The organism is Achromobacter sp. 1011791174 (assembly GCF_059760925.1).
Genome location: NZ_JCBANH010000003.1, coordinates 36874 through 63568 on the forward strand (window position 1 = coordinate 36874; position 26695 = coordinate 63568).

Annotated in this window: 23 protein-coding genes; 1 reads left to right on the forward strand and 22 read right to left on the reverse strand. The window is 70.5% G+C overall.

Annotated features, from left to right (window positions below; translation table 11 throughout):
* Window positions 1-17 precede the first annotated feature (17 nt).
* From AC6LJ5_RS01855 to AC6LJ5_RS01890, 8 genes are all read right to left on the reverse strand, one after another.
* The gene (locus AC6LJ5_RS01855) at window positions 18-395 is read right to left on the reverse strand and encodes a VOC family protein (RefSeq protein WP_498139690.1); all 378 of its coding nucleotides are present in this window, start codon (window positions 393-395) and stop codon (window positions 18-20) included.
* Between the two features lie 198 nt (window positions 396-593).
* Window positions 594-1862 (reverse strand): FKBP-type peptidyl-prolyl cis-trans isomerase N-terminal domain-containing protein, encoded by a 1269-nt coding sequence (locus AC6LJ5_RS01860; RefSeq protein ID WP_103274745.1) that lies wholly within the window; start codon window positions 1860-1862, stop codon window positions 594-596.
* Complete coding sequence (locus AC6LJ5_RS01865) at window positions 1859-2383, reverse strand: YuaE family lipoprotein (RefSeq protein WP_158658436.1); 525 nt, start codon at window positions 2381-2383, stop codon at window positions 1859-1861. Before AC6LJ5_RS01865 ends, AC6LJ5_RS01860 begins: the two co-directional genes overlap by 4 nt.
* Window positions 2384-2650: 267 nt before the next feature.
* Entirely contained in the window at window positions 2651-3454 is an 804-nt protein-coding gene (locus AC6LJ5_RS01870; protein ID WP_498139691.1) for an IclR family transcriptional regulator, read from the reverse strand.
* An 87-nt stretch (window positions 3455-3541) separates the two neighbouring features.
* A complete protein-coding gene (locus tag AC6LJ5_RS01875; RefSeq protein WP_498139692.1) occupies window positions 3542-4312 on the reverse strand; it encodes an amino acid ABC transporter ATP-binding protein in 771 nt (256 codons plus the stop codon).
* Between the two features lie 13 nt (window positions 4313-4325).
* Complete coding sequence (locus AC6LJ5_RS01880; protein ID WP_103276514.1) at window positions 4326-4985, reverse strand: amino acid ABC transporter permease; 660 nt, start codon at window positions 4983-4985, stop codon at window positions 4326-4328.
* 5 nt (window positions 4986-4990) lie between these two features.
* A complete protein-coding gene (locus tag AC6LJ5_RS01885; protein WP_498139693.1) occupies window positions 4991-5653 on the reverse strand; it encodes an amino acid ABC transporter permease in 663 nt (220 codons plus the stop codon).
* Window positions 5654-5707: 54 nt separating this feature from the next.
* Window positions 5708-6544 carry a transporter substrate-binding protein gene (locus AC6LJ5_RS01890; protein WP_103274741.1) on the reverse strand — a complete coding sequence of 279 codons (837 nt, stop codon included), beginning with the start codon at window positions 6542-6544 and terminating at the stop codon, window positions 5708-5710.
* Between the two features lie 240 nt (window positions 6545-6784).
* Here AC6LJ5_RS01890 and AC6LJ5_RS01895 point away from each other — a divergent pair, with 240 nt between their 5' ends.
* Window positions 6785-8113, forward strand: a complete 1329-nt coding sequence (locus AC6LJ5_RS01895) for a DUF445 domain-containing protein (protein WP_392410745.1) — start codon at window positions 6785-6787, stop codon at window positions 8111-8113.
* A 37-nt stretch (window positions 8114-8150) separates the two neighbouring features.
* Here AC6LJ5_RS01895 and AC6LJ5_RS01900 read toward each other — a convergent pair whose 3' ends face one another.
* The 14 genes from AC6LJ5_RS01900 to AC6LJ5_RS01965 all read right to left on the reverse strand — a co-directional run bounded on the left by AC6LJ5_RS01900 (window position 8151) and on the right by AC6LJ5_RS01965 (window position 26668).
* Complete coding sequence (locus tag AC6LJ5_RS01900) at window positions 8151-8774, reverse strand: glutathione S-transferase family protein (RefSeq protein WP_498139694.1); 624 nt, start codon at window positions 8772-8774, stop codon at window positions 8151-8153.
* Window positions 8775-8945: 171 nt separating this feature from the next.
* Window positions 8946-10169 (reverse strand): MFS transporter, encoded by a 1224-nt coding sequence (locus AC6LJ5_RS01905; protein ID WP_498139695.1) that lies wholly within the window; start codon window positions 10167-10169, stop codon window positions 8946-8948.
* A gap of 134 nt (window positions 10170-10303) precedes the next feature.
* Window positions 10304-11095 carry a type I methionyl aminopeptidase gene (gene map, locus AC6LJ5_RS01910; protein WP_498139696.1) on the reverse strand — a complete coding sequence of 264 codons (792 nt, stop codon included), beginning with the start codon at window positions 11093-11095 and terminating at the stop codon, window positions 10304-10306.
* Window positions 11095-11340: a ParD-like family protein gene (locus AC6LJ5_RS01915; RefSeq protein ID WP_103274736.1), complete on the reverse strand. Its 246-nt coding sequence runs from the start codon at window positions 11338-11340 to the stop codon at window positions 11095-11097. Before AC6LJ5_RS01915 ends, map begins: the two co-directional genes overlap by 1 nt.
* A 78-nt stretch (window positions 11341-11418) precedes the next feature.
* A complete protein-coding gene (locus tag AC6LJ5_RS01920; RefSeq protein WP_498139697.1) occupies window positions 11419-12270 on the reverse strand; it encodes a DUF2894 domain-containing protein in 852 nt (283 codons plus the stop codon).
* Window positions 12263-12913, reverse strand: a complete 651-nt coding sequence (locus AC6LJ5_RS01925) for an OmpA family protein (protein WP_392410749.1) — start codon at window positions 12911-12913, stop codon at window positions 12263-12265. The genes AC6LJ5_RS01920 and AC6LJ5_RS01925 overlap by 8 nt, the downstream gene beginning before the upstream one ends.
* On the reverse strand, window positions 12910-16311 hold the full coding sequence (locus AC6LJ5_RS01930; RefSeq protein ID WP_498139698.1) for a DUF802 domain-containing protein: 3402 nt from the start codon (window positions 16309-16311) through the stop codon (window positions 12910-12912). The genes AC6LJ5_RS01925 and AC6LJ5_RS01930 overlap by 4 nt, the downstream gene beginning before the upstream one ends.
* 10 nt (window positions 16312-16321) lie before the next feature.
* On the reverse strand, window positions 16322-17071 hold the full coding sequence (locus AC6LJ5_RS01935; RefSeq protein WP_103274732.1) for a DUF3348 domain-containing protein: 750 nt from the start codon (window positions 17069-17071) through the stop codon (window positions 16322-16324).
* Window positions 17072-17271: 200 nt separating this feature from the next.
* Complete coding sequence (locus AC6LJ5_RS01940; protein WP_103274731.1) at window positions 17272-17916, reverse strand: Vgb family protein; 645 nt, start codon at window positions 17914-17916, stop codon at window positions 17272-17274.
* Window positions 17917-17949: 33 nt separating this feature from the next.
* Window positions 17950-19170, reverse strand: a complete 1221-nt coding sequence (locus tag AC6LJ5_RS01945; RefSeq protein ID WP_498139699.1) for a helix-turn-helix domain-containing protein — start codon at window positions 19168-19170, stop codon at window positions 17950-17952.
* 22 nt (window positions 19171-19192) lie between these two features.
* Window positions 19193-19678, reverse strand: a complete 486-nt coding sequence (locus tag AC6LJ5_RS01950; RefSeq protein WP_498139700.1) for a DUF6882 domain-containing protein — start codon at window positions 19676-19678, stop codon at window positions 19193-19195.
* Window positions 19679-19720: 42 nt separating this feature from the next.
* Window positions 19721-20230 (reverse strand): GNAT family N-acetyltransferase, encoded by a 510-nt coding sequence (locus tag AC6LJ5_RS01955; RefSeq protein ID WP_498139701.1) that lies wholly within the window; start codon window positions 20228-20230, stop codon window positions 19721-19723.
* Window positions 20231-20330: 100 nt separating this feature from the next.
* Window positions 20331-24416 (reverse strand): hypothetical protein, encoded by a 4086-nt coding sequence (locus tag AC6LJ5_RS01960; protein ID WP_498139702.1) that lies wholly within the window; start codon window positions 24414-24416, stop codon window positions 20331-20333.
* Entirely contained in the window at window positions 24413-26668 is a 2256-nt protein-coding gene (locus tag AC6LJ5_RS01965) for a hypothetical protein (protein ID WP_498139703.1), read from the reverse strand. The genes AC6LJ5_RS01960 and AC6LJ5_RS01965 overlap by 4 nt, the downstream gene beginning before the upstream one ends.
* Between the last annotated feature and the right edge of the window lie 27 nt (window positions 26669-26695).

Genomic DNA, 26695 nt, shown 5'->3' on the forward strand with positions numbered 1-26695 from the left:
CGTGACTGCCCTGGCGGTCAGCGCGGGCAGACGCGGATGCGGTGGCCGTCGGGATCCAGGGCGACGAAGGTCAGCCCGAAGACTTCGGCGACGGGCGACTGCTCGATGGGCACGCCCAGCGTCAGCCAGTGCGCGTGGAGGCTGCGCACGGCTTCGTCGTCGTCGACCGTGAACGCGATTTCGCTGCGGTGGCCCGAAACGGGCGGCGACGGGCTGACCCGGTGCGAGGCCCACAGGCCCAGCACGTAGCCGCCGTCCAGGGCAAAGGCGGCATAGCTTGGAAAGGCATCCAGCGGGTCGCGGTCGAGCAGGCGCTGGTAGAAGGCCACGCTGGCCAGCGGGTCGGCGACGTACAGCAGGAACAGGTTGAGGCGGGCGGGGATGGGAGAGGGCAAGATGGGCTCCGTATTGTGTGAATGAGCCCTCATGCTAGGCGGTGCAACTGCCAAATTATGGCAGTAGTCGATCTTGCCCTCGGCGCCTTGGAGGCGCCCCGGCCCGGGAGAGCGGACCGCCCAGGAATGGCCTTCCGCATGTGGGCGGCATCACGCAGAAGGCGCGTGACGCGCCGCCGGGCGGGATGGTTACGGGCCTTACTTGATGCCAGCCAGCTTGATCGTGATGATCGAAACGGTGCCCGGCGGGATGCCCGATGCGGCATGGGCCTGGGTCACGGGGGTGAGGATCTTTGCCGAGCCGCCAAGCCCCAGCTGCTTGACGATGCTCTGGAACAGCGGCGGCAGGTCCTTGACGTGGCTGCTGCGAGTTTCCCGGACCAGTTCTTCGCCCGTGGAGAGCTGTTCTTCGATGTCGAACAGGATTTCGTTCTTGTCCGACACGCTCGGCGACTTGCCTTTGTCGAGAATCCTGTAGATCACGCCGTCCGGCATCTTGACCGCGCCTTTTTCCTTCGCGGCCGCCGCCAGCAGGACCTTGCTCTCTTTTTCATTCTTGGACAGCATGGCGGTTTCCAGCTGCTGTTGCGCGCCGTCGAGTTCGGCCGAGAGTTTGGCCTGGGGCAGCTGCAGGCGATTGTTGATCTTGTCGGTGAAGCCCTGCGAGAACGCCTGCAGGTCCAGCTTCTTGCCGATGGACGCGAACTTCTGGGTTTCCTGCGGCGCGCTTTCCGCGTACCAGGCGCCGACGGCATAGCTGACGCGCACGTCCTTGGGCGCCGCGTCGTTGATGACGACGCGCCCGGCGCCGCCTGTCTTGTCCGCCTTGGCCTGTTGCGCGGATTGCGCGGCCTGCTGGTCCCTCAGTTGCTGATCCCTGAGCTGCTGGTTGGCGGCCTGCAGGTCCGCCGTCTGTTGTTTCAGGCTGGCGATCTCGGTTCGCGCCGTGCCCAGGGCGGCGCTGAGCGCGCTGTCTTGGGAGGCGTTGCCTGCCGTTGCCGTCCTGGCGCTGGCGAGTTCGGCCGCGAGGGCGTCTCTTTGCGCTTGCGCGTCTTCAAGCCGCTGGCCCAGTTCGCGGATGCGGGCCTGATTCTGTTCCTGCTCGGCGGCCAGGGCGCTGGATTCCGGCGAGCGGCTCCCTTGGGCCTGCCGCTGCGCCAGTTGCTCGGTGAGCAGCGCGTTGCCCTGTTCCGTCGCGGCCAGCTTCTGTTCCAGTTCCTGGAGCTGTTCGTTCGCCTGTCGCAATTGGCCGACGAGTTCCGCGTTGGCGCTGGGCGCCTGGGCCGGGCTGGCTGCGCGCGGCGCGCCGGGCTGTGAGGGAACGGGATAGGCCTGGGGGCGGGCCTGTCCGTCGCCGATGATGCGCTCCTGGGCCAGCCGGTCCAGCAGGCTGGTTTCGATGGCAAACGCCGCCTTGCCGGAGAACAGCAGCGTGCCGCAAAGCGTCGCGTAGGCGTACTTTCTCATAGCTTGTTCAGGCTTTGGGCGCGGGTCCTCATATTGGAATAGACCGCGCTGTTGATTCGAACGCAAACCAGGGAGAGCATTTTCTTCACTTCCGTCAGCATGATTTCGGAGGCGTTTTCGTCGATGAGCGTTTCGTTGGATTTGTAGATCCGGAAGTTCTCGTCGATGGCATTCATCTGCTCACGGTATTTTTCGTAGGTCGCCGGATCCAGGTTCTTCAGCGCGGAAAACTCTTGATAGCATTTTTCTTCCTGGTTGCGTGCCTCGGGTTCCTCTGAGACGCGCGCGGGGCTGATGGTGTTGCAGCCCGTCAGGATGAACGCCGCGAGCAGGGCGGCTGCGCCGGATAGGTGGAATCTCATTAAACGTCCTCGGGAATTTCTGATTGCTTTGCTGAGTTTCTGCGGGGAGGCGAGCAGCGGATCTTGGTCTTGGGTCTGGCCACGAGCAGGGTTGATGCATGGGGTCGAAAAACAGGCGCGTGAAAATAAACGACCTCCCGGAGGGAGGCGTGCGCGCATTGCTTTTTCTGCCACGGAATTAGACTATGGCCATCGGAATGGCGGCATAAGACAAATCTGAATTTGAAACTGGTACCCGGCGACTGCCCCGCATTTACAAGGGGAAACCCGGGTCGCGAGCAATCGATGCATTGCATCGTTTCAAAGTGCCAGCCGCGAGCGCTGCCGCACCGCGCCAGCAATGCGCCATGCGCGACGAGTGGCGAGTGGCGAGTGGCGAGCGATGCGGGCGCGGAAGCGATTGCGGCGGCCAGTGGCCGCCGAGGTTCAGGCGCGCGAGCCGCGCGCCGGCGAGGGATTGAAGCCCAGTTTCTCGGAGATCTCGCGGGCGGCCCGCAGCAGGCTGTCGAGATAGGCGTCGCGGTTGTTCAGGCCGTCCTCGCGCGGCGTCACCAGGCAGAGCGTGGCGATGCAGGCGCCGTCGGCCTGGCGGACGGGCGCGGCGAAGCAGTGGGTGAAGTTTTCGACCACGCTGTTGAAGGCGAAGTAGCCGTCGCTGGCGGCGCGCCGGACCTCGGCGATGAAATCGGCGGCCGCGAGCCGGCCGCCATCGGGCATGACGAAGTCCTCAGGCGGGATCAGCGCGCTGATCTGCGGGTCCGACAGGTGCCCCAGCAGCAGCCGGCCCGACGCGGTCCAGGGGATGGGAACCAGCTCGCCCACGCTGGACGAGATGCGGAACGGCCGCAGGCCCTCGCGCATCATGGCGACCGTGTACTTGTTGCCTTCGAGCAGGCACATTTGCGCGGTTTCGCGGGTTTCCTCGGCCAGCCGGACCAGCATGCGGTCGCATTCGCGCATGAGGTCGAACTGTTCGGCGTAGGCCGTGCCCAGGAAATACAGGCGGCGGCCCAGGAAGACGCGCCCGTCGCCGCCCTGGTATTCGAGCATGCCGTGCTCGAGCAGCAGGTTGACCAGCTCATAGACGGACGAACGCGGCGCGCCAATGGCCGCGGCGATCTCGTTGGGGCGCAGGGGCTGGCGCCGCACGCGCAGGAATTCCAGGATCTCGAACGCGCGGTCCAGCCCCCGGGTGCGTTTCGCCACGGTGTCGCCGGGGGCGTCGGCCATGTTCATCTCCAGTACCTCGTTCCGGTGGGATCCGCCGGTGGCGGATCCGTCCGCAAGTCGCGGACGGCCATCATAGGCGATCGGGCCCTAGCTGAAGCTCGACGACTTGAGGAACTCCGCCAGCCGCTCGGTCCGGGGGCGCGCGAACATCTCCCTGGGGTCGCCTTCTTCGCAGATGACGCCCTGGTTCATGAAGATGACGCGGGACGATACTTCGTAGGCGAAGCGCATTTCGTGCGTGACCAGCAGCATGGTCATGCCGTCGGCCGCCAGCGCCTTGATGACCTGCAGCACCTCGCCCACCAGTTCGGGGTCCAGCGCCGAGGTCACTTCGTCGAACAGCATCAGCCTGGGCGCCATGGCGATGGCGCGGGCGATGGCCACGCGCTGCTGCTGGCCGCCTGATAGCTGGCCGGGGTAGTGGTTGGCGCGCGCCGCCAGGCCCACGCGTTCCAGCCATTGTTCGGCGATGGCGCGGGCCTGGGCCTTGTCCAGCTTCTTGACCTTGATGAGGCCCAGCATGACGTTCTCGGCCGCGCTCATGTGGGGGAACAGATTGAACTGCTGGAAGGCCATGCCGGTCAGCGCGCGCTGGCGGGCGATGTCCTTCTCGCTCTTGCGCCGGCGCTGGCCGCCTTCGACGTGGTAGCCGATTTCCTCGCCGTCCAGCCGGATGGTGCCGCCCTCGAATTCCTCCAGCATGTTGATGCAGCGGAGCAGGGTCGTCTTGCCCGAGCCGGACGAGCCGATGATGGAGATGACTTCGCCTTCGCGCACGGCGCAGTCCACGCCCTTGAGCACTTCGTTCTGGCCGTAGGCCTTGCGCAGGCCCGCGATGTCCAGGATGGTGTTGGCCATGGTGGTGATCTCCTCAGGACGGCAGCGCGGTCTTGCGCTCGACGTATTTGCCCAGGCGCTCGATGCCGAAGTTCACGATGAAGTACAGGCCTCCGGCCAGGAAATAGAACTGGAGGCTCATGAAGTTGCGCGAGATGATTTCCTGCGTGCGCAGCAGCAGCTCGGCCACGCCGATGACGGACAGCAAGGTGGACGCCTTGACCATCTCGGCCGCCGTGTTGACCCAGGCCGGCAGGCATTGGCGCAGCGCCTGCGGCCACAGCACCGACGAGAAGGTCTGGGCGAAGCTCAGGCCGATGGCCTTGGCGGCTTCGGTCTGACCCCGGGGAATGGCCTGCAGCGCGCCGCGCACGATCTCGCCGACGTGCGACGAGCAGAACACCGCCAGCGCCAGCACGCCGGCCGCGAAGGGCCCCAGGTCCAGGCCGATGGCCGCCGACACGTAGTAGCTGGCCAGCACCAGGACCAGCACCGGCGTGCCGCGCACGATGTCGATATAGGTCCGCAGCGCCAGGCGCGCGGCCCGGCCGCCATAGGTCAGCGCCAGGCCGGCCAGCACGCCCAGGACGGAGCCCGCGGCGATGGCCAGCAGCGAGATCGACACCGAGACCGCCAGGCCGTTCAGGATGACCTGGCGGGCGGCCCACAGTTGTTCAAGAAAGGTCTGCGACATGGGATTCACCTGGGCAGCGCCAGGCGGCGCTCGATCAGGCGCAGCGCGGCGGCGATGAGGAAGCAGCAGGCGACATAGAGCGCGGACGTGACGATCCAGGTCTCGATGACGCGGAAGCTCTCGACGTTGATCTTGCGCGCGGCGAAGGTCAGTTCGGGCACGGCGATGACGGCCGCCAGCGAGGTGTCCTTGAACAGCGAGATGATCGTGGACGACAGCGAGGGCAGCACGTTGCGCAGCATCAGTGGCGTGATGATGGTCGCGCGGATCTGCGTGGGCGTCAGGCCGATCGCCAGTCCTGCCTCGGTCAGGCCGCGCGGGATCGACAGCAGCCCGGCGCGGAACACCTCGGCCAGGTAGGCGCCGGAATAGAGCGACAGCACCAGCATGAAGCTCTTGATCTTGTCGATCCGGACCCCCAGCTGGGGCAGCGCGAAATAGGCGAACAGCACCAGCACCAGGATGGGCAGGTTGCGCAGCAGCGTGACGTACAGCCGCGCCGGCGCGGACAGCGCCAGGCGCCTGGACGTCAGCGCGAAGGCCAGGGCCAGGCCGATCGCCGCGCCGATCAGGATGGAAACCGCGGCCAGGCCCAGGCTCAGCGCCAGGCCGCTCATCAGGTACTCGAAGTTGCGCCAGACGGCGCCGAAATTCAGCGTGTAGTCCATGCGTCGTTCCCGCAAGCTGGGTGGCGGCGGGGACGGCCCCGCCGCGGGCGAGGATCAGCGGTATTCGACCGGGAAGCCGATCTGCGGCGGCGGCAGGTCCTTGCCGAACCAGGTCTTGAACGACTTGGCGTAGGCGTCGAATTCGACGCCGGTCATGGCTTCGTGCAGGGCCGTGTTGACGAAGTTGAGCCAGTCCTGATCGCCGCGCTTGACGGCGCAGGCGTAGGTCTGCGGGTTCCAGCCGTAGCCGGCGTCCTTGAAGCGGCCGGGATTCTGCGTCATGTACCAGGCCAGCGAGGACTGGTCGGTGGCCACCGCGTCGGCGCGGCCCGAGGCCAGCGCCTGATAGATCAGGTCCACGGACTCGTACTGGTCGACATTGGCCTTGGGCAGCGCGGCGCGCACCATCGGTTCGGCGTAGACGTTCTGCAGCACCGAGACCGTCACGGACGAGCCGGCTTCCTTCAGCGCGGCGTAGTCGGCGTACTTGCCGTCGGCCTTGAGCATCAGGCCCACGCCTTCGCGGTAGTAGGGGATGGTGAAGGCGACCTGCTGGGCGCGTTCGCCCGTCACGGTCATGAACTGGCAGGTGATGTCGACCTTGTTGGTGGTGATGTTGGGAATGCGGGCGTCGGATGATTGGTTGACGTAGGTGATCTTGTCGGGATTGCCGAACAGCGCCTTGGCGATGATGCGGCCCATGTCCACGTCGAAGCCCTGCAGCTTGTCGTCGGCGCTCTTGAAATGCCAGGGCGCGTTGGTGCTGCCGGTGCCCAGGACGAGATGGCCGCGGGCCAGCACGTCTTCGAGCTTGCCGGCCTGGGCGGGCGCGGCGGACAGGAGGGCGGCGGCGGCCAGCGACAGCAGGCCTGCGCGTACGGAAGTGGTCATGGCATTCCCCTTCAGATGGAAGCGTTGTTGGCGATTGTTATGTCCGATATATTGGACATATGTCTTTTTTATTGGATTGATTGATTAGGCGTCACGGGTCATGCCTTGTCAATCAAGGGTTTCCACGGCCTGGCGCCAGCGCGCAAGGCAGGTTTGCGAGGCGGGAACGACAGGCGGTCGGCGGTCGGCGCGCGCTTGGTATGCTGCAAAGCTGATTCGTCCCTCGAGCGCCACGACCGCATGACCGACACGCCTCGCCACGACACGCCCGCCGTTCCTCATTCCTCCCTGGCCTCGGACGCGCGGCGCGCGCAGCTGCGGCGCATGAAGATCGCCGCGCTGCTCCTGCTGGCCGCCATGTTGGGCGGTTTCGTGGCCAGCCATGCGATGGGCGGGCAGGGCGTCTGGGCCTGGGTGCGCGCGTTCTGCGAGGCGGCCACGGTGGGCGCGCTGGCGGACTGGTTCGCGGTGGTGGCGCTGTTCCGCCGGCCGCTGGGGCTGCCGATTCCGCACACGGCCATCATCCCCAGCAACAAGGACCGCATCGGCGACAACCTGGCCGTGTTCGTGCGCGACCATTTCCTGGACCCGGACACGCTGCTGGAAAAACTGCGCGTGTTTGATCCGGCCGCGCGTTTGGCCCGCTGGCTGGAGCGGCCACGGCAGGCGCGCGTCCTGAGCGAGGGCGCGCGCCGCGTGGCCCTGCAGACGCTGGATCTGCTGGACGACCGCGCGGTGCGCGGCGTGATCCAGGAGTTCGTGGTGTCCAACCTGCGGCGCTGGGACGCGTCCGCCACGGCCGGCGAGGTGTTGGGCCTGCTGACCCGCGACGGACGCCATCAGGAGCTGCTGGACGCCGCGCTGGAGCGGCTGGGCGGCTACCTGGGCACGGAAGAGGTGCGCGAGCGCGCCTCGAATCTGCTGGTGAAGTTCGCGCGCAAGGAATGGCCGCGCATCATCGCGGCCGTGGACGTGATCGCCTCGGTGGACGGCATCGCCGACAACCTGGCCGACCGGCTGGCTCGCGCGCTGGTGCAGGAGCTGCGCGAAGTGCTGTCGCAGCCGGATCATCCGGTGCGCCAGGACTACGAGGGCTGGCTGCAGGACTATATCGGACGGCTGCGCAGCGATCCGGCGCTGGCGGCGCAGGCCGAGGCGCTCAAGCAGCGCGCCATCGATCACCCGAAGGTGCAGGAGTACGTGCGCGGACTATGGGACGACATCCACGCGGCGCTGAGGCGCGACCTGTCCACGCCGGACTCGGCGCTGGCCGCGCATCTGGAAAGCGCCTTGCTGGCGATGGGCCGCAAGCTCGCGGAGGATGCGGCGCTGCGCGAGGCGCTGAATCGCCATGTGCTGGGCGCGGCGCGCCGGCTCACCGGCAGGCTGCGCGCCGGCGTCACCGGGCATATCGCGCGCACCGTCAAAAACTGGGACGAGCGCCATCTGGTCGACGAGCTGGAGCTGAGCGTGGGCCGCGACCTGCAGTACATCCGCTTCAACGGCACGCTGGTGGGCGGGCTGATCGGGGTGGGCCTGCACGCGCTGGTGCTGCTGGCGGGCGGCTGAGCGCTGGCCGCGTTGCCGCCAGGCGGGCATGCCGGTCCTAGGCCAAGCCATTGCGGCCATGCCGCCGGTAGCCCTCGCGCAATGCCAGCCGGTCGTAGTAGGCCGCCACCGCCGGCAGCGCCGGCTTTGCGAAAGGCGTCTCGAACCACCGGTTGACCGACAGGCCGACGGGAATGTCCGCCAGCGAGTAGCGGGCGCCCGCCACATGGCCGCCGGTGGCTTGCAGGCGCTGTTCCAGGATGCCCATGAACTGCGTCCACGCCTGTTGCGAGGCCTGGATCGCGGCCGGATCCTGATGGGCGGGCGACTGGCGCGCCAGGGCCATGAAGGCGTAGCTCCATGAGCGGTTCAGGTCCGTGGCCTGCCAGTCCATCCATTGATCCACCCGGGCGCGCAGGCGCGCCTCGGTCGGGTAGAGCGCGCCGTCGCCGTACTGGTTGGCCAGGTAGCGGATGATGCTGTTCGATTCCCACAGCGTGAAGTCGCCGTCCTGGATGACGGGCACCATGGCGTTCGGGTTGAGCGCCAGGAAGGCCGGCGCGTCGGTGGGCTGGAAGCCCGAGCCCCAGTCTTCGCGCTCGAAGGGCAGGTCGAGTTCGACGCAGGTCCACAGGACCTTGCGCACGTTGATGGATGAGGCTTTTCCCAGGATCTTCAGCATGAGGCGGACGGGGGGATGGACGAGCGACCGGGCCAGTCTATGGCATGGCCCGTCCAGGCGGCAGATACAGTTTGCGTTTTCCCGGGCCGCAACAGTGCCGGCGCCGCCGGCCAACCGCCGCCGGCGAGGCCCGCTGGGCTAGGCGTGGCCAGCCCGCGCCCGCGCTCCGGATCAGCCGGCCACGGCTTCGGGCTGGCTGCGCAGCCTGGGCACCGGCGAGGCGCAGATCACGGCGAATTGCAGCGCGAAGCCCAGCGCAGAGACCCACAGGCAGGCGGCGATGTCGACCTGCTCGGCCAGGGCCGCGCCGATCAGCGCACCGACGGGCCGGGCGCCGAAGGTGGCGGTCAGGATCACGGCCGATACGCGGCCCAGCATGGCGTTGGGCGTGACCGCCTGGCGCAGCGTGGTGGTGGCGATGGTCCAGAGGATGGGGCCGGCGCCGAACAGGAAGAAGGCGAGCGCCGCCAGCGCGGGCGAGGGGCGCGCTAGGGTCAGCAGCATCAGGCCGCTGGCCAGCAGCGCGCACAGCGGGCCGGCGGCGATCAGCGCGCCAAAGCTCAGCCGGCGCGCCAGGCGCGGCGCCAGCAGCGCGCCGGCCAGCATGCCCAGGCCATAGATGCCCAGCGTCAGGCCCACGCCGGCGGCGTCCAGCCCCAGGTCGCGGATGGCATAGACCACGTACACGGCCTGTAGCACGAACCAGGCCACATTGAAGAACACGGCGGTGACCAGCACGGGCCGCAGCAGCGGATGGCGCAGCACGAAGGCGGCGCCGTCGGACAGTTCGCGTCCGATGTGGCGGCGCGTCGCCGTCGCGGCGGGCGCGTCGGCCGGCAGTCCCGCCAGCAGCAGGGCGGCCAGCAGCGACAGCGCGGTCGCCAGCGCGTAGGCGGCGGACGCGCCCAGCGCGCTGACCAGCGCGCCGCCGGCGGCCGGCCCGGCCGAGAAGGCGGCGCTGCGCGCCAGCTCCAGCCAGCGGTTGGCGCCGGCCAGCTCGGCCGACGCCACCAGCCGGGGCACCAGCGCGGGGGCGGCCACGTTGTAGGCGACGGTGCCGACGGCGCCCAGGAAACCCAGCGCGGCCAGCAGCGGCAGGGTCAACTGGCCGGACCAGAGCAGCGCCAGCAGGCACAGCAGGCTCACGGCGCGCGCGCACTCGGCGGCGCTCATCAGCAGCCGGCGCTGCATGCGGTCGGCCAGCACGCCGGCGGGCAGCGACAGCAGCAGGAAGGGCAGGGTCTGGGCGGTCTGCAGATAGCCGGTCTGGGCGGCGTCGGCGCCCAGCGCCAGCACGGCGGCCAGCGGCGCGGCGGCCAGGGCGATCTGTTCGGAGAATTGGGCGGCCAGGTTGGACGAGGCCAGTCGGCGGAACGCCGGAGACAGGGAGGGCATGGAGGCGATGGCAGCCGGTGCGTTGGACGGGAACCGTCCTGGCGTGGCAGCGTGCGGCCAGGACGGCGGAGACGCCATCATGGCCGCCGCCGTCCGCCACGGCACTCCGCTACTTGCGCTGCCCGGCAGCTGCCTCAGGGGATGGGCGGATAGTCGCCGAAGCCGTCGGGCCAGGGCGTCAGCACTTCATAGCTGGTGTCGGTCACCACCACCATGTGCTCCCACTGCGCGGACAGCGAACGGTCCTTGGTGACTACGGTCCAGCCGTCGGGCATCTGGCGCGTGGCCGGCTTGCCGGCGTTGATCATGGGCTCGATGGTGAACATCATGCCGGGTTGCAGCACCAGGCCCTCGCCGGGACGGCCGTAGTGCAGCACCTGCGGCTCGTCGTGATAGATCTGGCCGATGCCGTGGCCGCAGTACTCGCGCACGATGCTGAAGTGCTCGCGGTGCGCCACCGTCTGGATGGCGTGACCGATATCGCCCAGCGTGGCGCCTGGCTTGACGGCCATGATGCCGGCGCGCATGGCTTCGTAGGTGGTGCGGACCAGCCTGCGGGCCAGCGGGCTGGGCTCGCCGACGTAGTACATGCGGCTGGTGTCGCCGTACCAGCCGTCCTTGATGACGGCCACGTCGATGTTCAGGATGTCGCCGTTCTTGAGCACCTTGGACGACGGGATGCCGTGGCAGATGACGTGGTTGGGCGAGGCGCAGATGGTCTTGGGAAAGCCGTGGTAGCCGATGTTGGCGGGGATGGCCTGCTGTACCTTGACGATGTGGTCGTGGCAGATGCGGTCCAGCTCGTCGGTGGTGACGCCGGGCCGCACGTGCTCGGCCACCACCTGCAGCACCTCGGCCGCCAGCGCGCCGGCCTTGCGGGCCATTTCGATGTCGGCGGCGGATTTGATCGAGACCTTCCTGGCCATCACGCGGCCTCCCGATGGGCGTCTTGCGGCTGGCCCTGGGACAGGGCGGCGATGGAGAAGCCCTCGGCCTGCTCGATGCGGATCAGCAGCTGGCAGATGTCCGCGTGGCGCAGCTGGGGATACAGCTCGGACAGCATGCCGATGCGCATCCAGTGCTCGGCCTGGGAATTGATGGAGCGGCTGAGCGCGGCGCTGGCCACGCGCAGGTTCTCATGCATCTGCTCGGAGATCTTGACGATGCCCATGTAAGTGATCCGTATATGGTTTGTATATGGATCGTATCTTACTGCGGGCACCGGGCCCGGCGCAAATCGGACGGGGCGTCAGGCCGTCTTGGCCCGGCTGCGCTTGGCGGCGGCGGGCTTAGCCGCCTTGCCCGCACCCTTGGCGCCAGCCTTGGCCGAACCGCGCGCGGCTTCCTTGGCAGCGGCCACCGCGCCATCGAACTGCTCCATCCAGGCCAGCGCGTCCAGGTAGGACAGGAACTGGTGCAGATAGCCGGGCGAGAGCTGGCGCATCAGCGCCAGCGAGCGGTGGACCAGGTTGTTGGAATTGAGCGGGCCGGCATTGTCGGGCACCTGCTGTTCCGATTGGCGCAGCTGGCGGTTGGCGCTGACCTTGGCCCAGATATCGCGGTACACGTCCAGCAGCGGCAGCTCCGGGTAGGCGCCCCGCCAGGGCACGGCGTGGCCGGTGTCGAGCGCGCGGGCCAGGCTGGCCAGGGTGTCGGCGGGCAGGGGACCGTCGATGGGCGTATCGGCGGCGGCGCAATCCTGCGCCTCGCGGCCAGGCGCTTGCGACGGCTCGGGCGCGGGGCTGCCGGGCGCGGCCTCGTCCCGCTCCAGGTCCGCCGCGTAGGCGTCGAGCAGGGCGGCCAGGCGCTGGTCCAGCAGCGCGCGGGCGGCGCCGGCATGCGGAGCGGCGCGTCGCTCCAGCGCTTCCATGAAACGGAAGCGCACGGGATCCATGCGGTCGGCGCCGCGCTCGCGCCAGGCGTCCAGGCGCAGGCCGGCGGCGCTGCGGGGCAGGGCGGTGGCGCCGGTGGGCGGGTCCGCGTGGGCGCTGGCGGACTCGTCCATGGGGGCGCTCAAGGCTTGGCGGTCCTGATCGCTTTCCCGGGCGGTCGGGATCGGATCCCGTTCGCGCCCGGCGTCGGCCTGCGTGTGGTCACTCATTCGGTTTCTTGGCCGGGTCGCCGGCCAGGCGCGGCACCGGCGCGATTTCCACGCGGCGGTTCTTGGCCTGGCCCTCGGCGTCGGCGTTCGAGGCCACCGGCTGCTCCGAGCCGAAGGCCGCGGCGAACAGGGACGAGGACGGCACGCCGGCGTCGATCAGGGTGCGGGTGACGGTCAGCGCGCGCTGGGCCGAGAGATCCCAGTTGTCCGCGAAGCGGCGGTTGCCCTCGCGCACCTGCTGGTCGTCGGTGAAGCCGCTGACCATCAGGATTTCCTGGCGCGTGCCCAGGTAGGCGGTGAGCGGTTCGGCCAGGCTCCTGAGCAGCTCGCGGCCCTCGGGCTGGAGCTGGTCGGAGTTCAGAGCGAACAGCACGCTGCCGCTGATGCCGATGCGGCCGTTGACCAGCGTGACGCGGCCGGCGGCCAGCGGGCCGGCCAGCACCTGTTCCAGGCTTTCGCGGCGATGGGTTTCCTCCTGGCGCTGCTTGACCTCGTCTTCCAGCTGGGTCGACAGTTCGAGCTGCATGCCGATCACGCTGACCAGGATCAGCACGAACGAGCCCAGCAGCACCGACATCAGGTCGCCGAAGACCGCCCAGGTGGGCGCGGTGCTGTCCACGCCGGCGTCGAAGTCCTCGCTCATGCGGCCTCGGTTCCCGCGTCGGCGCGCTGGCTGGCCAGGTGCTGCAGGTCTTCAATGATCTGCTTCTGCGACATCAGGCTCAGGTCCACCACTTCGCGCGCCTGCGACACGTAGTAGGAGAGCTGTTCGTCGCCCCGGGCGATGGACTTGTCCAGCGCCGCCTCGATGCGTTCGAGCTGCGTGGCCAGCTTGTCGTTGGACGCGCTGAACAGCTGCACCGCGGCGCCGAAGGCCTCGCCCAGGCTGGCCACTTCGACGGCGCTGCCGGTGACCTGGGCCGAGATCTCGGCCAGCTTGCCGGTTTCGGATTCGACGCGTTCCGAGAACTGCGCGCCCACCCGGTCCATCAGTTCCGAGGTGGTGCCGACCAGCGCGTCCACGGCGGCGCGTTGCTCGGTGGATGCGAGGTTGACGGCGTCCAGCAGGGTCGCGAGCGTGTCGAGCAGGCGGCCGCGCTCTTCCAGCATGGCGTTGTCGTGGGCCAGGCTGTCGGACAGCTTCTGACGCAGTTCGCCGATGACCTCGGCGGCGGCGCGCGGCGCTTCGGACGCGGCCTGTGCCAGACGCTCGATCTCGGCGATGGTGGCGCTGGCGTGGGTGTGGGTGTGCTCGGAGATGTCGCGCGCGGCCTGGGCCAGCGCGTCGCAGATTTCCTGCTGGCGGCTGGCGGTGGCGGCGCCGGTCTGCTGCCATTCCTCGCGCAGCGCGGCGGCCATGTCGGCCAGCGATCCGGTCCAGGCATCCAGGCGGGCCTCGTCGCGGGCCACCAGGTCGCTTTGCAGGGCGACGGCGGCCTTGGGCGCCTCGGCGGCGGCATCGACCAGGCGGTTGATCTCGGCCAGCGTGTCGCTGGCGTGGGCGCGCGATTGATCCGAGATCTGGCGGGCGGTGTCGGCCAGCGCCTCGCAGATCTGCTGCTGGCGGCTGGCGGCATCGGCGCCGGCCTGCTGCCATTCCTGGCGCAGCGTGGCGGCCATCTCGGCCAGCGTGCCGGTCCAGGCGTCCAGGCGGGCCTGGTCGCGGGCCACCAGCTCGGCCTGCAGGGCGACGGCTGCCTTGGGCGCCTCGGCGGCGGCATCGACCAGGCGGTTGATTTCCGCCAGCGTGCCGCTGGCCTGGGCGCGGCCTTGCTCGGAGATGTCCTGCGCGGCCAGCAGCAAGGCATCGCAGATTTCGCGCTGGCGGCTGGCGGCGTCGGCGCCGGCCTGCTGCCATTCCTGGCGCAGCGCGGCGGCCATCTCGGCCAGCGAGCCGCTCCAGGCGTCCAGGCGCTCGCGGTCGCGCGCGGCCAGCTCGCCCTGCAGGGCGAGGGCGGCCTTGGGCGCGTCGGCGGCGGCGTCGACCAGGCGGTTGATTTCCGCCAGCGTGCCGCTGGCCTGGGCCTGCGTCTGTTCGGAGATGCGCTGCGCGGCCAGGGCCAGCGCGTCGCAGATTTCGCGCTGGCGGTTGGCGGCGTCGGCGCCAGCCTGCTGCCATTCCTGGCGCAGCGCGGCGGTCATCTCGGCCAGCGAGCCGCTCCAGGCGTCCAGGCGCTCGCGGTCGCGCGCGGCCAGTTCGTCCTGCAACGCGAGGGCGGCCTTGGGCGCGTCGGCGGCGGCGTCGACCAGCCGGTTGATCTCGGCCAGCGTGCCGCTGGCCTGGGTGCGCGCCTGCTCGGAGATGTTCTGCGCGGCGAGCGACAGCGCGTCGCAGATCTCGCGCTGGCGGCTGGCCGCCTCGGCGCCGGCCTGCTGCCATTCCTGGCGCAGCGCGGCGGTCATGTTCTCCAGCGAGGCCGTCCAGGCCTGCAGGCGATCCTGGTCGCGCGCGGCCAGCTCGGCCTGCAGCGCGGCGGCGGCCTTGGGCGCGTCGGCCGCGGCCTGCACCAGTCGGCTGATCTCGGCGATGGTCTCGCCGGCCTGCAGCTGGGTGTGGTCGGAGATGCGCTGGGCGGTCAGCGCCAGCGCGTCGCAGATCTCCTGCTGGCGGCCGGCGGTCTGCGCCGCCGCCTGTTCCCATTCCTGGCGCAGCGAGGCCGAGACCGAACCCAGCGATGCGTTCCAGGCGGCCAGGCGCTGCTCGTCGCGCGCCATCAGCGCGGCTTGCAGGTCGGCGTGGGACTGGCTCACGGCCTGCACCAGCGCGGCCGATTGGCGCTCCAGCGCGGCGGCGGCGGCGGCCAGGGCCTGCTGGTTGTCGCCAGCCAGCTTCTCGCCGGCACGTTCCTGGCGCGACAGCGCGCCGTCCCAGACGTCGGACAGCTTGCCGGCCGAGGCCTCCATGCGCGTGGACATGCCGTCCATCAGCGCGGCGGAACGCTGCTCGAAGGTGGAGGCGAACTGATCCAGCGAGACGCGCAGGTCGTTCGCCAGCGTTTCGTTGGCGCGCTGCTGACCGTCCAGCGCGCGCGCCCAGATGCCGGCCACGTCGGCGGTGGATGCGCGGAATCCGGCGGACAGGCCGTCGAGCTGGCGCTGCACCGCGTCGGACACGGTGTCGCGCAGCGCGGCGGTCTCGCGCGCCAGGCCGGTCATGGTGGCTTCCACCACGGGCTGCAGCGCCGCGCCGGCGGCGCGGGCGCTGTCGGCCACGCTGGCCTTGAGCGTCTGTTCGACCGAGGCGGCCAGGCGGCTGTAGGCGGCCTCGGCCTTGCCCTGGAAGGCGTCCTGGCTGGCGAGCTGGCGGTCATTCATGGCCTGGCCCTGGCGCTCGACGGCGTCGATCATGGCCTGCAGACGCTCGGCCAGGGCCGGCATGGCGTCGGCCTGGCGTTGCAGCAGCTTGAGCGTTTCCTCGCGCTGATAGCTTTGCGAATAGGGGCGCAGCGTGGTGGCGACGCGGGCGTCGAACTGCTGCGAGGCCAGGATGCGGTCGCGCCGGCAGAGCGCGGACAGCAGGCCCAGCATGGCCGAGGTGGCGACGCCGGCGATCGAGGTGCCGAAGGCGAAGCCCAGGCCCTTGACCGGCGCGGCCAGCGAGGCGCGGATGGCGTGCAGGTCGGTGGCGCTTTCCAGCGCCAGGCCGGTGCCGCGCAGCGTGACCACCATGCCCAGGAAGGTGCCGAGCATGCCCAGCAAGACCAGCAGGCCGACCAGGTAGGGCGTGAGCGAGGGGCCGGGCAGGGCGGCGCGCTCGCCTTCGATGCGCAGCCGGGCGGCGTGGCGCAGGCTGGGCGGCAGGGAGTCGAGCCAGCCGGCCAGCGAGGCGGGCGGGGCGTCCAGCCCGGCCACCGCCTGGCGCAGCCCGCTGGTGGCGCGGCCGTAGCGGTACAGCTCGAAGGCGCCCGCCATGTAGAACAGGGCGATCAGCAGCGTGACGCCGAGCGCCAATGGGTTCGAGCCGACATAGCCCGCGCCGATCCAGCCTGCCGCGGCCAGGCCCACAAGAAAAACGACCAGATTGATGAAGTATCGGGACATAGTGTCCTAATTAGCGGGTGCGAAGCGCCGCGAGCAGCCCTTCCACCGGTTGAAAACGAATATCCAGTTCGGCCAGCAACACGCTGCGCATGTCCTTGCGAAACGTGTCCAGCCAGGCGCCGGGCTTGGCCGGCGGCGGCATTTCCGCCGCCTCGGCTTCTTCCTGCGCCGATTGCTCGGCCTTGCGCAGCCGCTCGAAATGCGCGCCGAGCAGCGTCGGAATAGTCGTCATGAGGGCGCGTTCGCGCACGCTGAGCGATCTTTCCATGATGGCGTCCACCATCGCCAGCCGGGTCATTTCCGGATTGCGTCCGGCCAGCATGCCGCGCAGGCGGCTGCGCAGGCCCCCGATGCCGTTCTCCATCGTGTGCTGCAGCGACAGGTAGCGCTGGCGGAAGCTGGAGTAGTCGGCGTCGGTCGGCGCCTTGGGCACGGCCTGCGTCCGCGAGGGCGGCTGCCGGCCGCGGGGCCGGGCGGCGGTGAACTCGGTGTCGCTGGCGATGGCATCGGCCAGCGTGGTCCGCAGCTTCAGGCTTTCCCGGTCCTGCTCGCTGTCGAACGTCGGGCCGCCCGGCGCCATGGCTGGTGGCTTGCCATCCAGCACGGCGGCGAGCGCGATGGCGTCCGTCCAGCCCAGCCAGAGGCTGAGCCGGTCGGAAAGGGATTGTCCGGATTCGGGAACGTCGACGTCCGTCAGGCGAGCAAGCAAGCGAACGAGCGTCGGGCCGCTGAAACCTGTGCGCCGAGGGGCTTGCACCATACCACCAGAGCCAAAAAGGGGGGAGTTTACACGCTGGCGCGGCGGAAAGCGGACCCCAGGGCGGCGGCGGGCGGATGGAGCGGGGAAGACGCTTGGATTCCCCTGGGGGACGGAGCGCCGGCCGGGGCCGGCTCCACGAGGCGGACGGCCGTGGCGCCAACCGGGAAGCGCCGCCGCCGGATTCGGGCGGCGGCGTCCGTTCAGCGGCTTTCGGACGCGGGCTCGGGCTGGCGCACGGCGCGGATCCTGCCGCTGGTGCTGCCGCCGCAATAGAACACGCCGTCGCCCGCTTCCAGCCCGGAGACGTAGACGCCCGGCGGCATGAGCAGGCTCTCCTGCACTTCTCCGGTCTCGGGCGAGACGCGGCGCAACTCGCTTTCGTCGTTTTCCCAGGTGCCGTGCCACAGGCCGCCGTTGGTCCACGTGACGCCGGTCACGTAGCGGTCCGAGGCGATGGTGCGCAGGATCTTGCCCGTGGCCGGGTCGATCTTGTGGATCTTGCGCTCGCGGTAATGCGCCACCCACAGCGCGCCCTCGGCCCAGGCCATGCCCGAGCAGCCCTCGGCGGGCGCTGGCAGCGTGGCCAGGATCTCGCCGCTGCGCGGGTCGACCTTCTGGATGCTCGGACCGGCGAGCTGGTACAGGTGCCGGCCGTCATAGGCGGTGCCGGCGCGCGCCGTCATCTTGATGATGCTGACGATCTTGCCGCTGGCCGGATCCATCGATTGCAGCGAATCGCCGGTGGCGAACCAGACCCGGCGGCCGTCGTGGCTGACGCCGTGGACATCGGTGACGCCGGGGAAGGGGCCGTATTCACGGACGATCTGGGCGGGAGCAGATTTCATGGCGGGGAGTCTCCGGATGGGAATGGAGCCATGCTAGTCCGCCGGCGATAGCGGCGGGAGTAACAAAACCGTCGCACATCCGGGCGGCGGCGGCGCGGCCCAGCGGCGCGCGCGCCCCTGTCCCAGCGGCTGGGCCTGGCCGGCGGCGGCCAGGGTTTCCAAGGCGCGCTGCACCGAACGTTGGCTGGCGCCCAGCGCCAGGGCCAGCGCGGCGCTGGACCAGGGCTGGCCGTCCGCCAGCAGGGCTTGCAGTTCCGGGTGGGCGCTTTCGTCGGGCGGGGCCAGCGTCACGGCTTCGCAGCCGGGTGGCAGGGCCAGCGCATAGCCCCGGCGGCTGGCCCGGACCTCGGCCAGGCCCTTGAGCGCGACGCGCAGCCGGCCGGCCTCCACCCGCAGCCGGGCGCGATGGGTCTCGTCGGGCCGCCGCAGGCGGAAGACGGCGGCGATCAGCGCCTCGCGCGGCGCGTCGCCGGGCCAGGCCTCGGCCAGCTGGCGCGCCAGCGCGAACAGCACCGGCCGCCGCGACAGGTCCACCGTGGCCATGGGACTGCGCAGCGCCTGGCGGGCGGTGTCCGCCACCAGCGCGTCCGAGGCCATCAGCGCCTCGACTTCGTCCAGGCGCAGCAGGCGCTGCGCGCCGTGGCGGGTCAGCCTGGCCGCCGGGGCCTCCAGCAGGCGCGACAGCGCATCGGCCTCGGCTTGCAGCGCGCCGATACCGGATTCGCGCGCGGCGGCCCGGGCCTGGGCCAGCGCCAGCCGGGCGGGTTCTGCCTGCAGGCGGCGCAGCGCGATGCCGGCGGCGGCCAAGGCATGCACCGCCCGCGCGGCGGCGGGCAGCGGCGCCTGATCCCAGCCCGCGATGGCGACGGCGGCGTCGTCGGCACGGCCCAGCAGCAGCAGGCGCCGCGCATGCAGCAGCCGGGCATGCGCGGCGTTGGCGAGGTCGCCGTGCCGCAGCAGGGCCTGGCGGGTGGATTCCAGCGTTTCGTCGGGCCAGTCCAGGTCGCGCATCGCCAGCGCCACGTCGGCTTCGGCCAGCTCGCAGCGCGCCCGCGCCAGCTCCTGCTCCGGGCGGAACGCGCGGGCCGCGCGCCGCAGCAGGGCGCGGGCGCGTTCCAGGTCGCCCAGCTGGGCCAGGGCGATGCCACGCAGCGCCAGCGCCGGCGGGTCGCCGCGCAGCGCGACATGGTGCAGCGCGCCCAGCGGATCGCCCGAGGCGAGCGCGCGGGCGGCGGCGGCCAGGGGCGCGTCCATGGAATGTCCCGGCGCGGCGGCCTCAGCCCTGGGACAGGGTCACGGCGCCAAAGGTCATCCACACGCAGGCGGTTTCCGACGCCTGTCCGCGATAGGTGCCGCTGGCGCCGCCCAGGCGCATGGCCACGGCGGCGAATTCCCAGGCCCGCATGTCGTCGCATTCGACTTTTCGATTGCTGTACTCGGGCAAGCCATGGGCTTCGCCGAAGGCGCGCGCCAGTTCGGCGTGTTCGGCCAGTTCCGGCGGCACGGACGGGTGATCCCAGCCCCACAGGAAGGATCCGTCGTCGCTGTTGGTGGTGCCGACGATCTGGACAGGGGCCGAGGCATGCATGCCGTCGGGCAGCACGAAGCGGATCAGCCCTTCGTCCATGTCCACCGACCAGCGCTCGGCTTCGTCCAGGTGCCAGGAACCGCAATGGGCGGCGGTGGCGGCCTTCATGCCTTCCAGGCTCTGCGCGATATAGACGCGGGGGTCGGCGGGGGCGGTGTTGTGGGCGTCGGTCATGAGTGGATGGTTCCAGGAAAGGGGTAAGAGTGATGACGTGGGTCAGGCCGAGGCCGGACGCGGCAACAGATAGGCCACGGTGTCGCGCCCGTAGTGCGTTTCGGTGCCGGCCTGGACGAAGCCGAGTTTTTCGAGCACGCGCCGCGAGGCCAGGTTGTCCGGCCAGGCGACGGCGGACAGGGCCGCGACATCCAGCATGCGCCATGCATAGTCGCACAGCTGGCGGCCGGCTGCGGTGGCGCAGCCCCGGCCCCAGGCGCGCCGTTGCAGCCGGTAGGCGAGCTGGATGCGGTCGGTGCCGGGCAATGGCGTCAGGCTGGCCCAGCCGACCGCGTCGCCGTCGGCCACCACGGCCCAGTGGCCGAGCTTGCCGGGCGCCTCGCGCAGCCAGTCCAGCAGTTCGCGGCGGCGCGCCTCGGTGGCCGGCTTGACGCCGGTGCTGTAGCGCATGACCTCGGGGTCGGACTCCAGGGCCAGCAGCATGGGCACGTCGTCCACGCACATGCGGCGCAGCAGGACATGGCTGGCGGAGGCGGCAAGGGGCGGATTCATGCGTGGCATCGGATCAGGGGCGGGGGCGGCGCGCGGGCCGTCGACGGCAGGATACCAGGGCGCCGTTGCGGGGATTGGAGGCCCCACGGACGGTCCGCGCTTAGGTGGGCTGCGCGCCGGCCGGTTGCACCGTCAGGACGGCCATGTCGATGCCGTCGTCGCTGCCTTGCAGGTTGTCGTAGTCGAAGTAGATCCTGGCCTGGGCAGGCGCCGTGGCGCTGACCTTGAGCTGGCTGATGGCGATGCTGAGCGACGCGCCGGGCGGCAGCGTCAGGTTCGCCTCCGTCACGGCGGCCCAGTACTGCCCGTAGCGCGCGTCCTGCAGCGGCAGGAAGCGCCAGCCGGGCGCGGCGTAGCGGATGTCCGGCACGTTCGCGTCGTCCACCAGCGCGCCCAGGTGCAGGTACAGGGCCGAGCCGGTGGCGGGCTGGTCCTCGCCGCTGGTCTGTCCGGGGGTGAAGACGATGGGCGTCTTGCGGCGGTTCTGGATCGTCAGCGTCAGCGCGCTGTCGGCGCCGGCGCGCACCACCGGCGCGCCCTGGGCGTTGGTCAGCGTGAATTGCAGCAGGTCCGGATTGAGTCGCAGCCAGCCCTCGGTCAGGCTTTGCGGGCTGTACTGCCAGATCGCACCGGCGTCGACCGGCTGCAGATCCGGGTCCACGTTCCAGCGGGGCGCGTTCTGGCCGTCGATATCCTCGGTGATCCAGGACGGGTTGTAGCCGGCGGCGCGCGGCAGCGGCACGGACAGGCCGCCATGGGCGCGCAACAAGGGAAAGGCCGGCATGGTGAACTCCAGCGCGGCGAGGATGTCCTCGTACTGGTCCGCCGGCAGGGCCAGCGTTTCGGTGGGCAGGATGCCCATGCTGGCGTGAATGGGCGCGCGCGGATCCACCAGCATCAGCAGCTTGGTTTCCGGCTCGGGCGGAGCATCGGGCGCTTGCATCGAGGCGGCCGCGGGCGACAGCGTGAGCCGGTCCACGGCGGGCGCCACCACGCCAGGATCGGCGCCGGTGGCGGCCTGGCTGTAGAACGTGCCGGTGTCGTAGCCGCCACCGGACGCGGCGGTGAAGTAGCCGACCAGCCCGTCGTCCAGCCGCTGCAGGTCGCCTATGACCACGGGGAAGCGGATGCCGCCAATGGCGTGATCGGTATCGGCGAAGGCGCCGCCCGACAAGGTCGCATAGCTTTGGTCCAGGTCCGCGAATCCCTGGCGCTCCAGGCGCAGCGAGGTCTGCGTGAGCGCCAGCGGACGGCCGACCAGCAGACCCAGGCTGGACTGGCTGTCGGCGGCGGCCGGGGAAATGCTGCCGGCCGAGCGGTCGCAGGCTTGCCAGAACGCGCGCAGGAACTGCGGCGTGGCGCCGCCCAGCGCGAGGGCCAGCGCGCGCAGCTGCGGATTCTCGTGCGCCATCACGGTTTGCAGGTCCGCGTCTATCGTGCCCTGGTTGCCCGGCGCGGATTGCCACAGGACCGCGCCGCCGTCGGCGCGCACCGCGATGGTGCCCAGCGGATTGCCCTGCGCGTTGTACAGGAAGAAGCTGTACGACAGGTGGCTGGGCAGCAGCCAGCCGCAGACCGGCGTGGTGGCAGGGTGCGCGTTCATCTCGTCGTAGCCGCTGCTGTCGGCGGCCAGCCAGCGCCACAGCAGGCGCGCGGGCTGGCTCAGCCGGGGCTGGGCATAGGCCACGCCCGGCACGGCGGCGCCCTGGGCCTGGGTCGTCAGGCTCTGGGCCAGATAGGTGTTGCGGATATTGACGGGGCGCTTGCGGCCGAACGGGTCCATCACCTGCGCGGACACGGTGAAGTAGCCGGCGCGCACGCCGCTGTAGGCGCCGTTCAGCTCGGGCGCCAGCGGCGCGATGTCGGTCAGCGAGCCGACCACGGTCTGCAGCTGCGAGGTGGCCGAGCGGAACGGCAGCGGCGCGGTGGCGGACACGCCGATGCTCAATTGCAGGCTGCGGCGGCGGCTGAGCAACTGGTCGTTCAGCCCAGTCATGCTCTGCATGCTGATGTCGGTGGCGGCCAACTGATCGGCGATGGTTTGCAGCGTCGGGTCCGGCTGCCGCGCCAAATCCCGCGCCAGCTGGTTGCGCAGGTTGTCCGCCGACGCCGCCGACAGGATGGACAGGCCTTGGTACAGATGCGTGCCCGACGCGGGATCGCGCGAATCGAAGTCGATGCTGGCGGGGTCGATGTGGATGCCGTCCGCCCCGGGCTGATAGGCGATGGCGCCCGGCGCGTTGGGGTTCAGCAGGTAGTTGGCGGTGAAATAGCGGGGTGGATAATCCACGGCCGCGCCGGCCTGGGCGGTGGCCAGCAGCGGGTGATAGTTGACCTGCCATAGCACCGCCAGCGAGCACCATGGATTGGCGCCGGGCCAGGCGCCCACGCCCACGGCCGATGGCGGCAGGCCCTGCGCGCTGGCGTAGTAGCGGGCCGCGCCGCCCTCGGTCCAGGCCGTCAGGTCGGCCGCCAGCGCGGCCGGGGCCAGGCCGCTGGCGCGCGCGCCGATCGCGGTGCATAGCAAGGCCGCCTCCAGCACCAGCGCGCCGACGGCGGGGTCGGGCAGGCGGTTGGGCGCGGGCGGAGCCAACGGCGCGTAGCTGGCGGCGCGCAGCGTGGTGGACGGACCGATCGATACGGTGTCCAGCACCGCGTCGGCCAGCCGGCACGGCAGATAGCCCGAGGGATGGTAACGGCCGTCGCCGCCATAGCGCAGCGCCGGCGCGGCGGCGTCGCCGGCCAGCAGCAGCACCGGCTCGGCCGGACCGCGATAGCTGGGGGCCGGCGCCGTGGTCAGCGTCAGCTCGCTGCCCAGCAAGGCGCGCACGGCGGCGGCTTGCGCGGCGACCGCGTCGTCGGCTTCATGTTGATGCCGGTCGATCGCGCCCTGTAAGGCGAACTGGCTGGAGAACGCGCTCAGCGCGGCCTGCTGGTTGACGCTGTCCACGCTGAACAGCCGCAGCCAGGCGGAGAACAACTGCCAGCGCGCCTGGCGCACCTGGACGGCGGAGGCATCGGCCGCCAATCGCAGCAGGTTGAGCTGGTTGAGCGCGTCGGCCAGCGGCAGGGGCAGGTCGATGGCCTCGGCGTCGTCGCGCGTCACCGTGTAGATCGTGCCGGCGTCCTGCGCGCTGAATTGCAGCGCGTGCAGCGTTTCCTCCAGCAGCGCCAACTGGCCCGGCGCGGGCGCGGACAGGCCGGGCAGCAGGCCGGTGGCATACAGCGTGAGCAGTTCCTCGTAGATGGGCGTGGCCGGGCTGTTCAGGCCTCGGAAGTAGGCGGCCAGCGCCTCGGCGGGATGATTGCCGATGGCGACGTCGCCATCGATGGGCGAGGGCGCGTCGTCGACATAGCGGGTGTGGGGATTCCAGACCAGGCCCTGGATCAGGCCGTTGTACAGCGAGCGGTCGGCCTTGGGATCGGCGCTGGCGCAGGTCCAACCCAGGGTCTGCTGCAATTGCGCCAGGCTGGGCGCGCCCCGCAGCGGATCCTGGGTCGGATCCGCGTACCAGCCGGTGACGGTGTACAGCAGCGCCACGCCGTCCGGGCCGGGATTCAGATCGGTCAGGTCGTCGTGGAAGCCGAATACGCCTCGGGAGTTCGGGTAGAAGGCGGCGAAGGCGATGTCGCCGGTGGCCACGGCATGCAGGTCCGCGCCGGTCTGCGCGCGCAGGCCGCGCGCGGCGTTGGCCGCCGAGGCCGGGTCGCTCCAGCCGGCGTCGAACACCTGCGTGGCGCCCAGGAAGCGGAAGCCGCGTTGCGTGGGCTGGCCGTTGGCCGCGGCGACCGCCACGGGCACGGTGGGCGCATGGCCGGCGGCGGGCGGCGTGTCCGACAGCAGATCGCTCTGCACGATCCAGTGGCGGCTCGTCAGCGCGTCGGGCGCGATGCGGCTGACCAGCCAGCGGTTGGGCAGCGCCGGAAAGCGCAGCGCATCGCCTTGCGGCGCGCGGGTCAGGGCGTCCGGCATGGCCCAATGCAGGTGCACGCCCTGTTCCATGGGCCATAGCGGCGCCTGGCTCGGATCGCGGCTGACGTTCAGGCCCAGGAAGGCGGGACGGTCGCGGCTGACCTGGTTGCTGTAATCGGTGCTGCCGCCGGCGAAGGCGCGCGCGGGGCCGGCGGCGTCCAGCGTGCCGATGCAATAGGCCGTGAGGTCGACGGGTACGATCAGGGTGCTCATCGCAGGTACTCCACTTCAACGACGCCCTTGGTCATTTCGAGCGCGTACTCGGCCGAGGTGAAACCGCTGGGCAGCTTTTGCGAGAAATCCCGCGTCAGGCGCAGGCTGATGACGCCGGCCGAACCGGCCACGTCCAGCGTGCGGCCGTCGGCGCGCACGCTCAGGCAGGCGCGCGCGAACTTGCCACCCGGGTCGCAGGGGCTGACGAAGGGCTTGGGATTGCTCGTGTACTGCTGGCCCGGCGCCTGCCCGTCGGGGCCGCCGCTGACGGCGCGCAGCGTGGTGTAAAGAGCGTCGGGCATGCCTTCCACGCCATGATGCTGCTGTTCCGGCGGTTCGCGCAGGCACAGCGAAACCAGCTCGCCGTTGAACAGGCACAGCACCGTGTCGTCGGACAGGCGCGCGATGCGCAGGGCGGGCAGCGCCTGCTGCATCTTGGCGTCGGCGAAACCCAGGATGCGCAGCTTGGGCCAGCCGGCGATGGCCTGCGAGCGGATCAGGCAACCGGTGACCGGCGCCTGGCCGGCCCTGATGCCGGCGGCGTGCAGCGCGCGGCGCCGGTTGGCCGCGCGCAGGCCCATGCCCATGCGGGCCTGGGCGCGCAGCGACGGGGCATGGCGCGCCTCGATCGACTGCGGCGACACGCCGGCGCGGCCGATGCTGAAGGCGCCGTCGATCAGCGCGTCCATCCAGTTGCTGTCCAGCCAGAAAAAGCGGATGGACTCGGGCGGCAGCATGCGCTCGTCCGGCACCAGGTAGCTGAACGGAATGCCCTGCAGCGTGGCTAGGTTGGAGAACCAGTCCGCCACCTCGTCGGGCAGCGGCGGCGGGCCGTCGCGCAGCAGGGCCGCGCGTTGCGACATGAAGCCCTGGAACAGGGGCGCGCCCTGCAGGCGCTGCGCCAGCAGCTGTTGTTCGGCCGCCATGGCCTGCTGCTGCGTGACCGAGCGCTTCCACGCATACAGCTGATTAGCCATGCCGGCGCTTTGCAGGGCCATCAGCTGTCCCAGCTGCCAGGCGGCGCCGTAGGACACATCGAACAGGCCCGTATAGGGGTTGTAGGCGTTGGCGGCGTCCGGACTGTTGTAGTAGGCGGCGGCGCTGGCGGCCGGCACCGGCAGCGGAGACAGCGGGCCGCGATAGAAGGAGACGGTCTTGCCGCCGTGGCGCAGGTGATGGTTCATCGGCACATAGCCCATCAGCAGGGCGTTGCGCATCAGCACGGCGGCATCGTCGGCGCTGGCCTGGCCGCTGGCTTGCGCGGCCATGGCGGCCGCGAGCCGGGCGGCGCTGGGCGGCGGCCCGCCCGCGGGCAGGCAGGGCGTGGTGACGCGCACGCCGTCGGGGCCGGGCGCGTTCAGGTTGCTGAGCAGCTGCGACAGCGTCTGGTCGAGGTTGTTGGCGGTGAAGGTCCAGCTGCGGTAGACCAGCAGGCGCACCTGTTTGACGCGGGAATCGATCAGCGGGCTGGCCTGGCCGCTGGCGGACGGCAGATAGTCGGCCATGCCCTCGAGCGACACCAGATAGGCGCGCGCCGCGCCATTGGAGGGCGCCGTGCGGTTGGCGACCACCACGGCGCTGCGAGCGCGGTCGGCGTCCGTGTCCGGTCCGTGCAGGGTGTCGACCTCGCGCACATGGGCCAGGTAGGCCAGGTCCGCGGCGGCGGGCGCGACCTGGTTGAACAGGTCCACGGGCAGGTCGATCACGCTGCAGGCGTCGTCCGGGGTTTCGCCATAGCCCAGCACCGACAGCAGCGCCGCGCCGTAGGACAGCTTGGATGCCGGCAGGGTGCCCTGGCCCGTGGCGCTGGATCCGGTCACGGTGATCGTGGTGCCGACCGGCACCAGGTCCTTGGCGGTGGCGGCGATGGGCAGCGGCGCCGGCTGCTGGTCGCTGTTGTCGCACACCAGCACGGCCAGCCAGGGGGACTGCGGGTAGGTATGGGCCGAATGCGGCGTGTCCAGCCCGCGTTCCCAGGGCAGGGTGCAGCGCGTGAGCGTCACGTGCGGCAGCACGCCGTCGAATTCGCCGTTGGCCAGGTTGGGCGGGAACACCGCGTCGATCTCGGTGGCGGCCAGCGCGAAGCGCTCGCCCTGGACCACGAAGCTGCTGGCCGCGCTGAAGCTGCCTGGATCCTGGTTCGGCACCGTGTGCGTGGCGCGCAGGGTGTAGACGCCGTCGCGCAGCGGCGGGATGTCGTTCTGGATGAAGACGACCTGCTTGTCGAGCTGGCTTGCGGTGTAGGTGCTCATGGGCTCCGGTCCGGTTCGGTTCCTGTT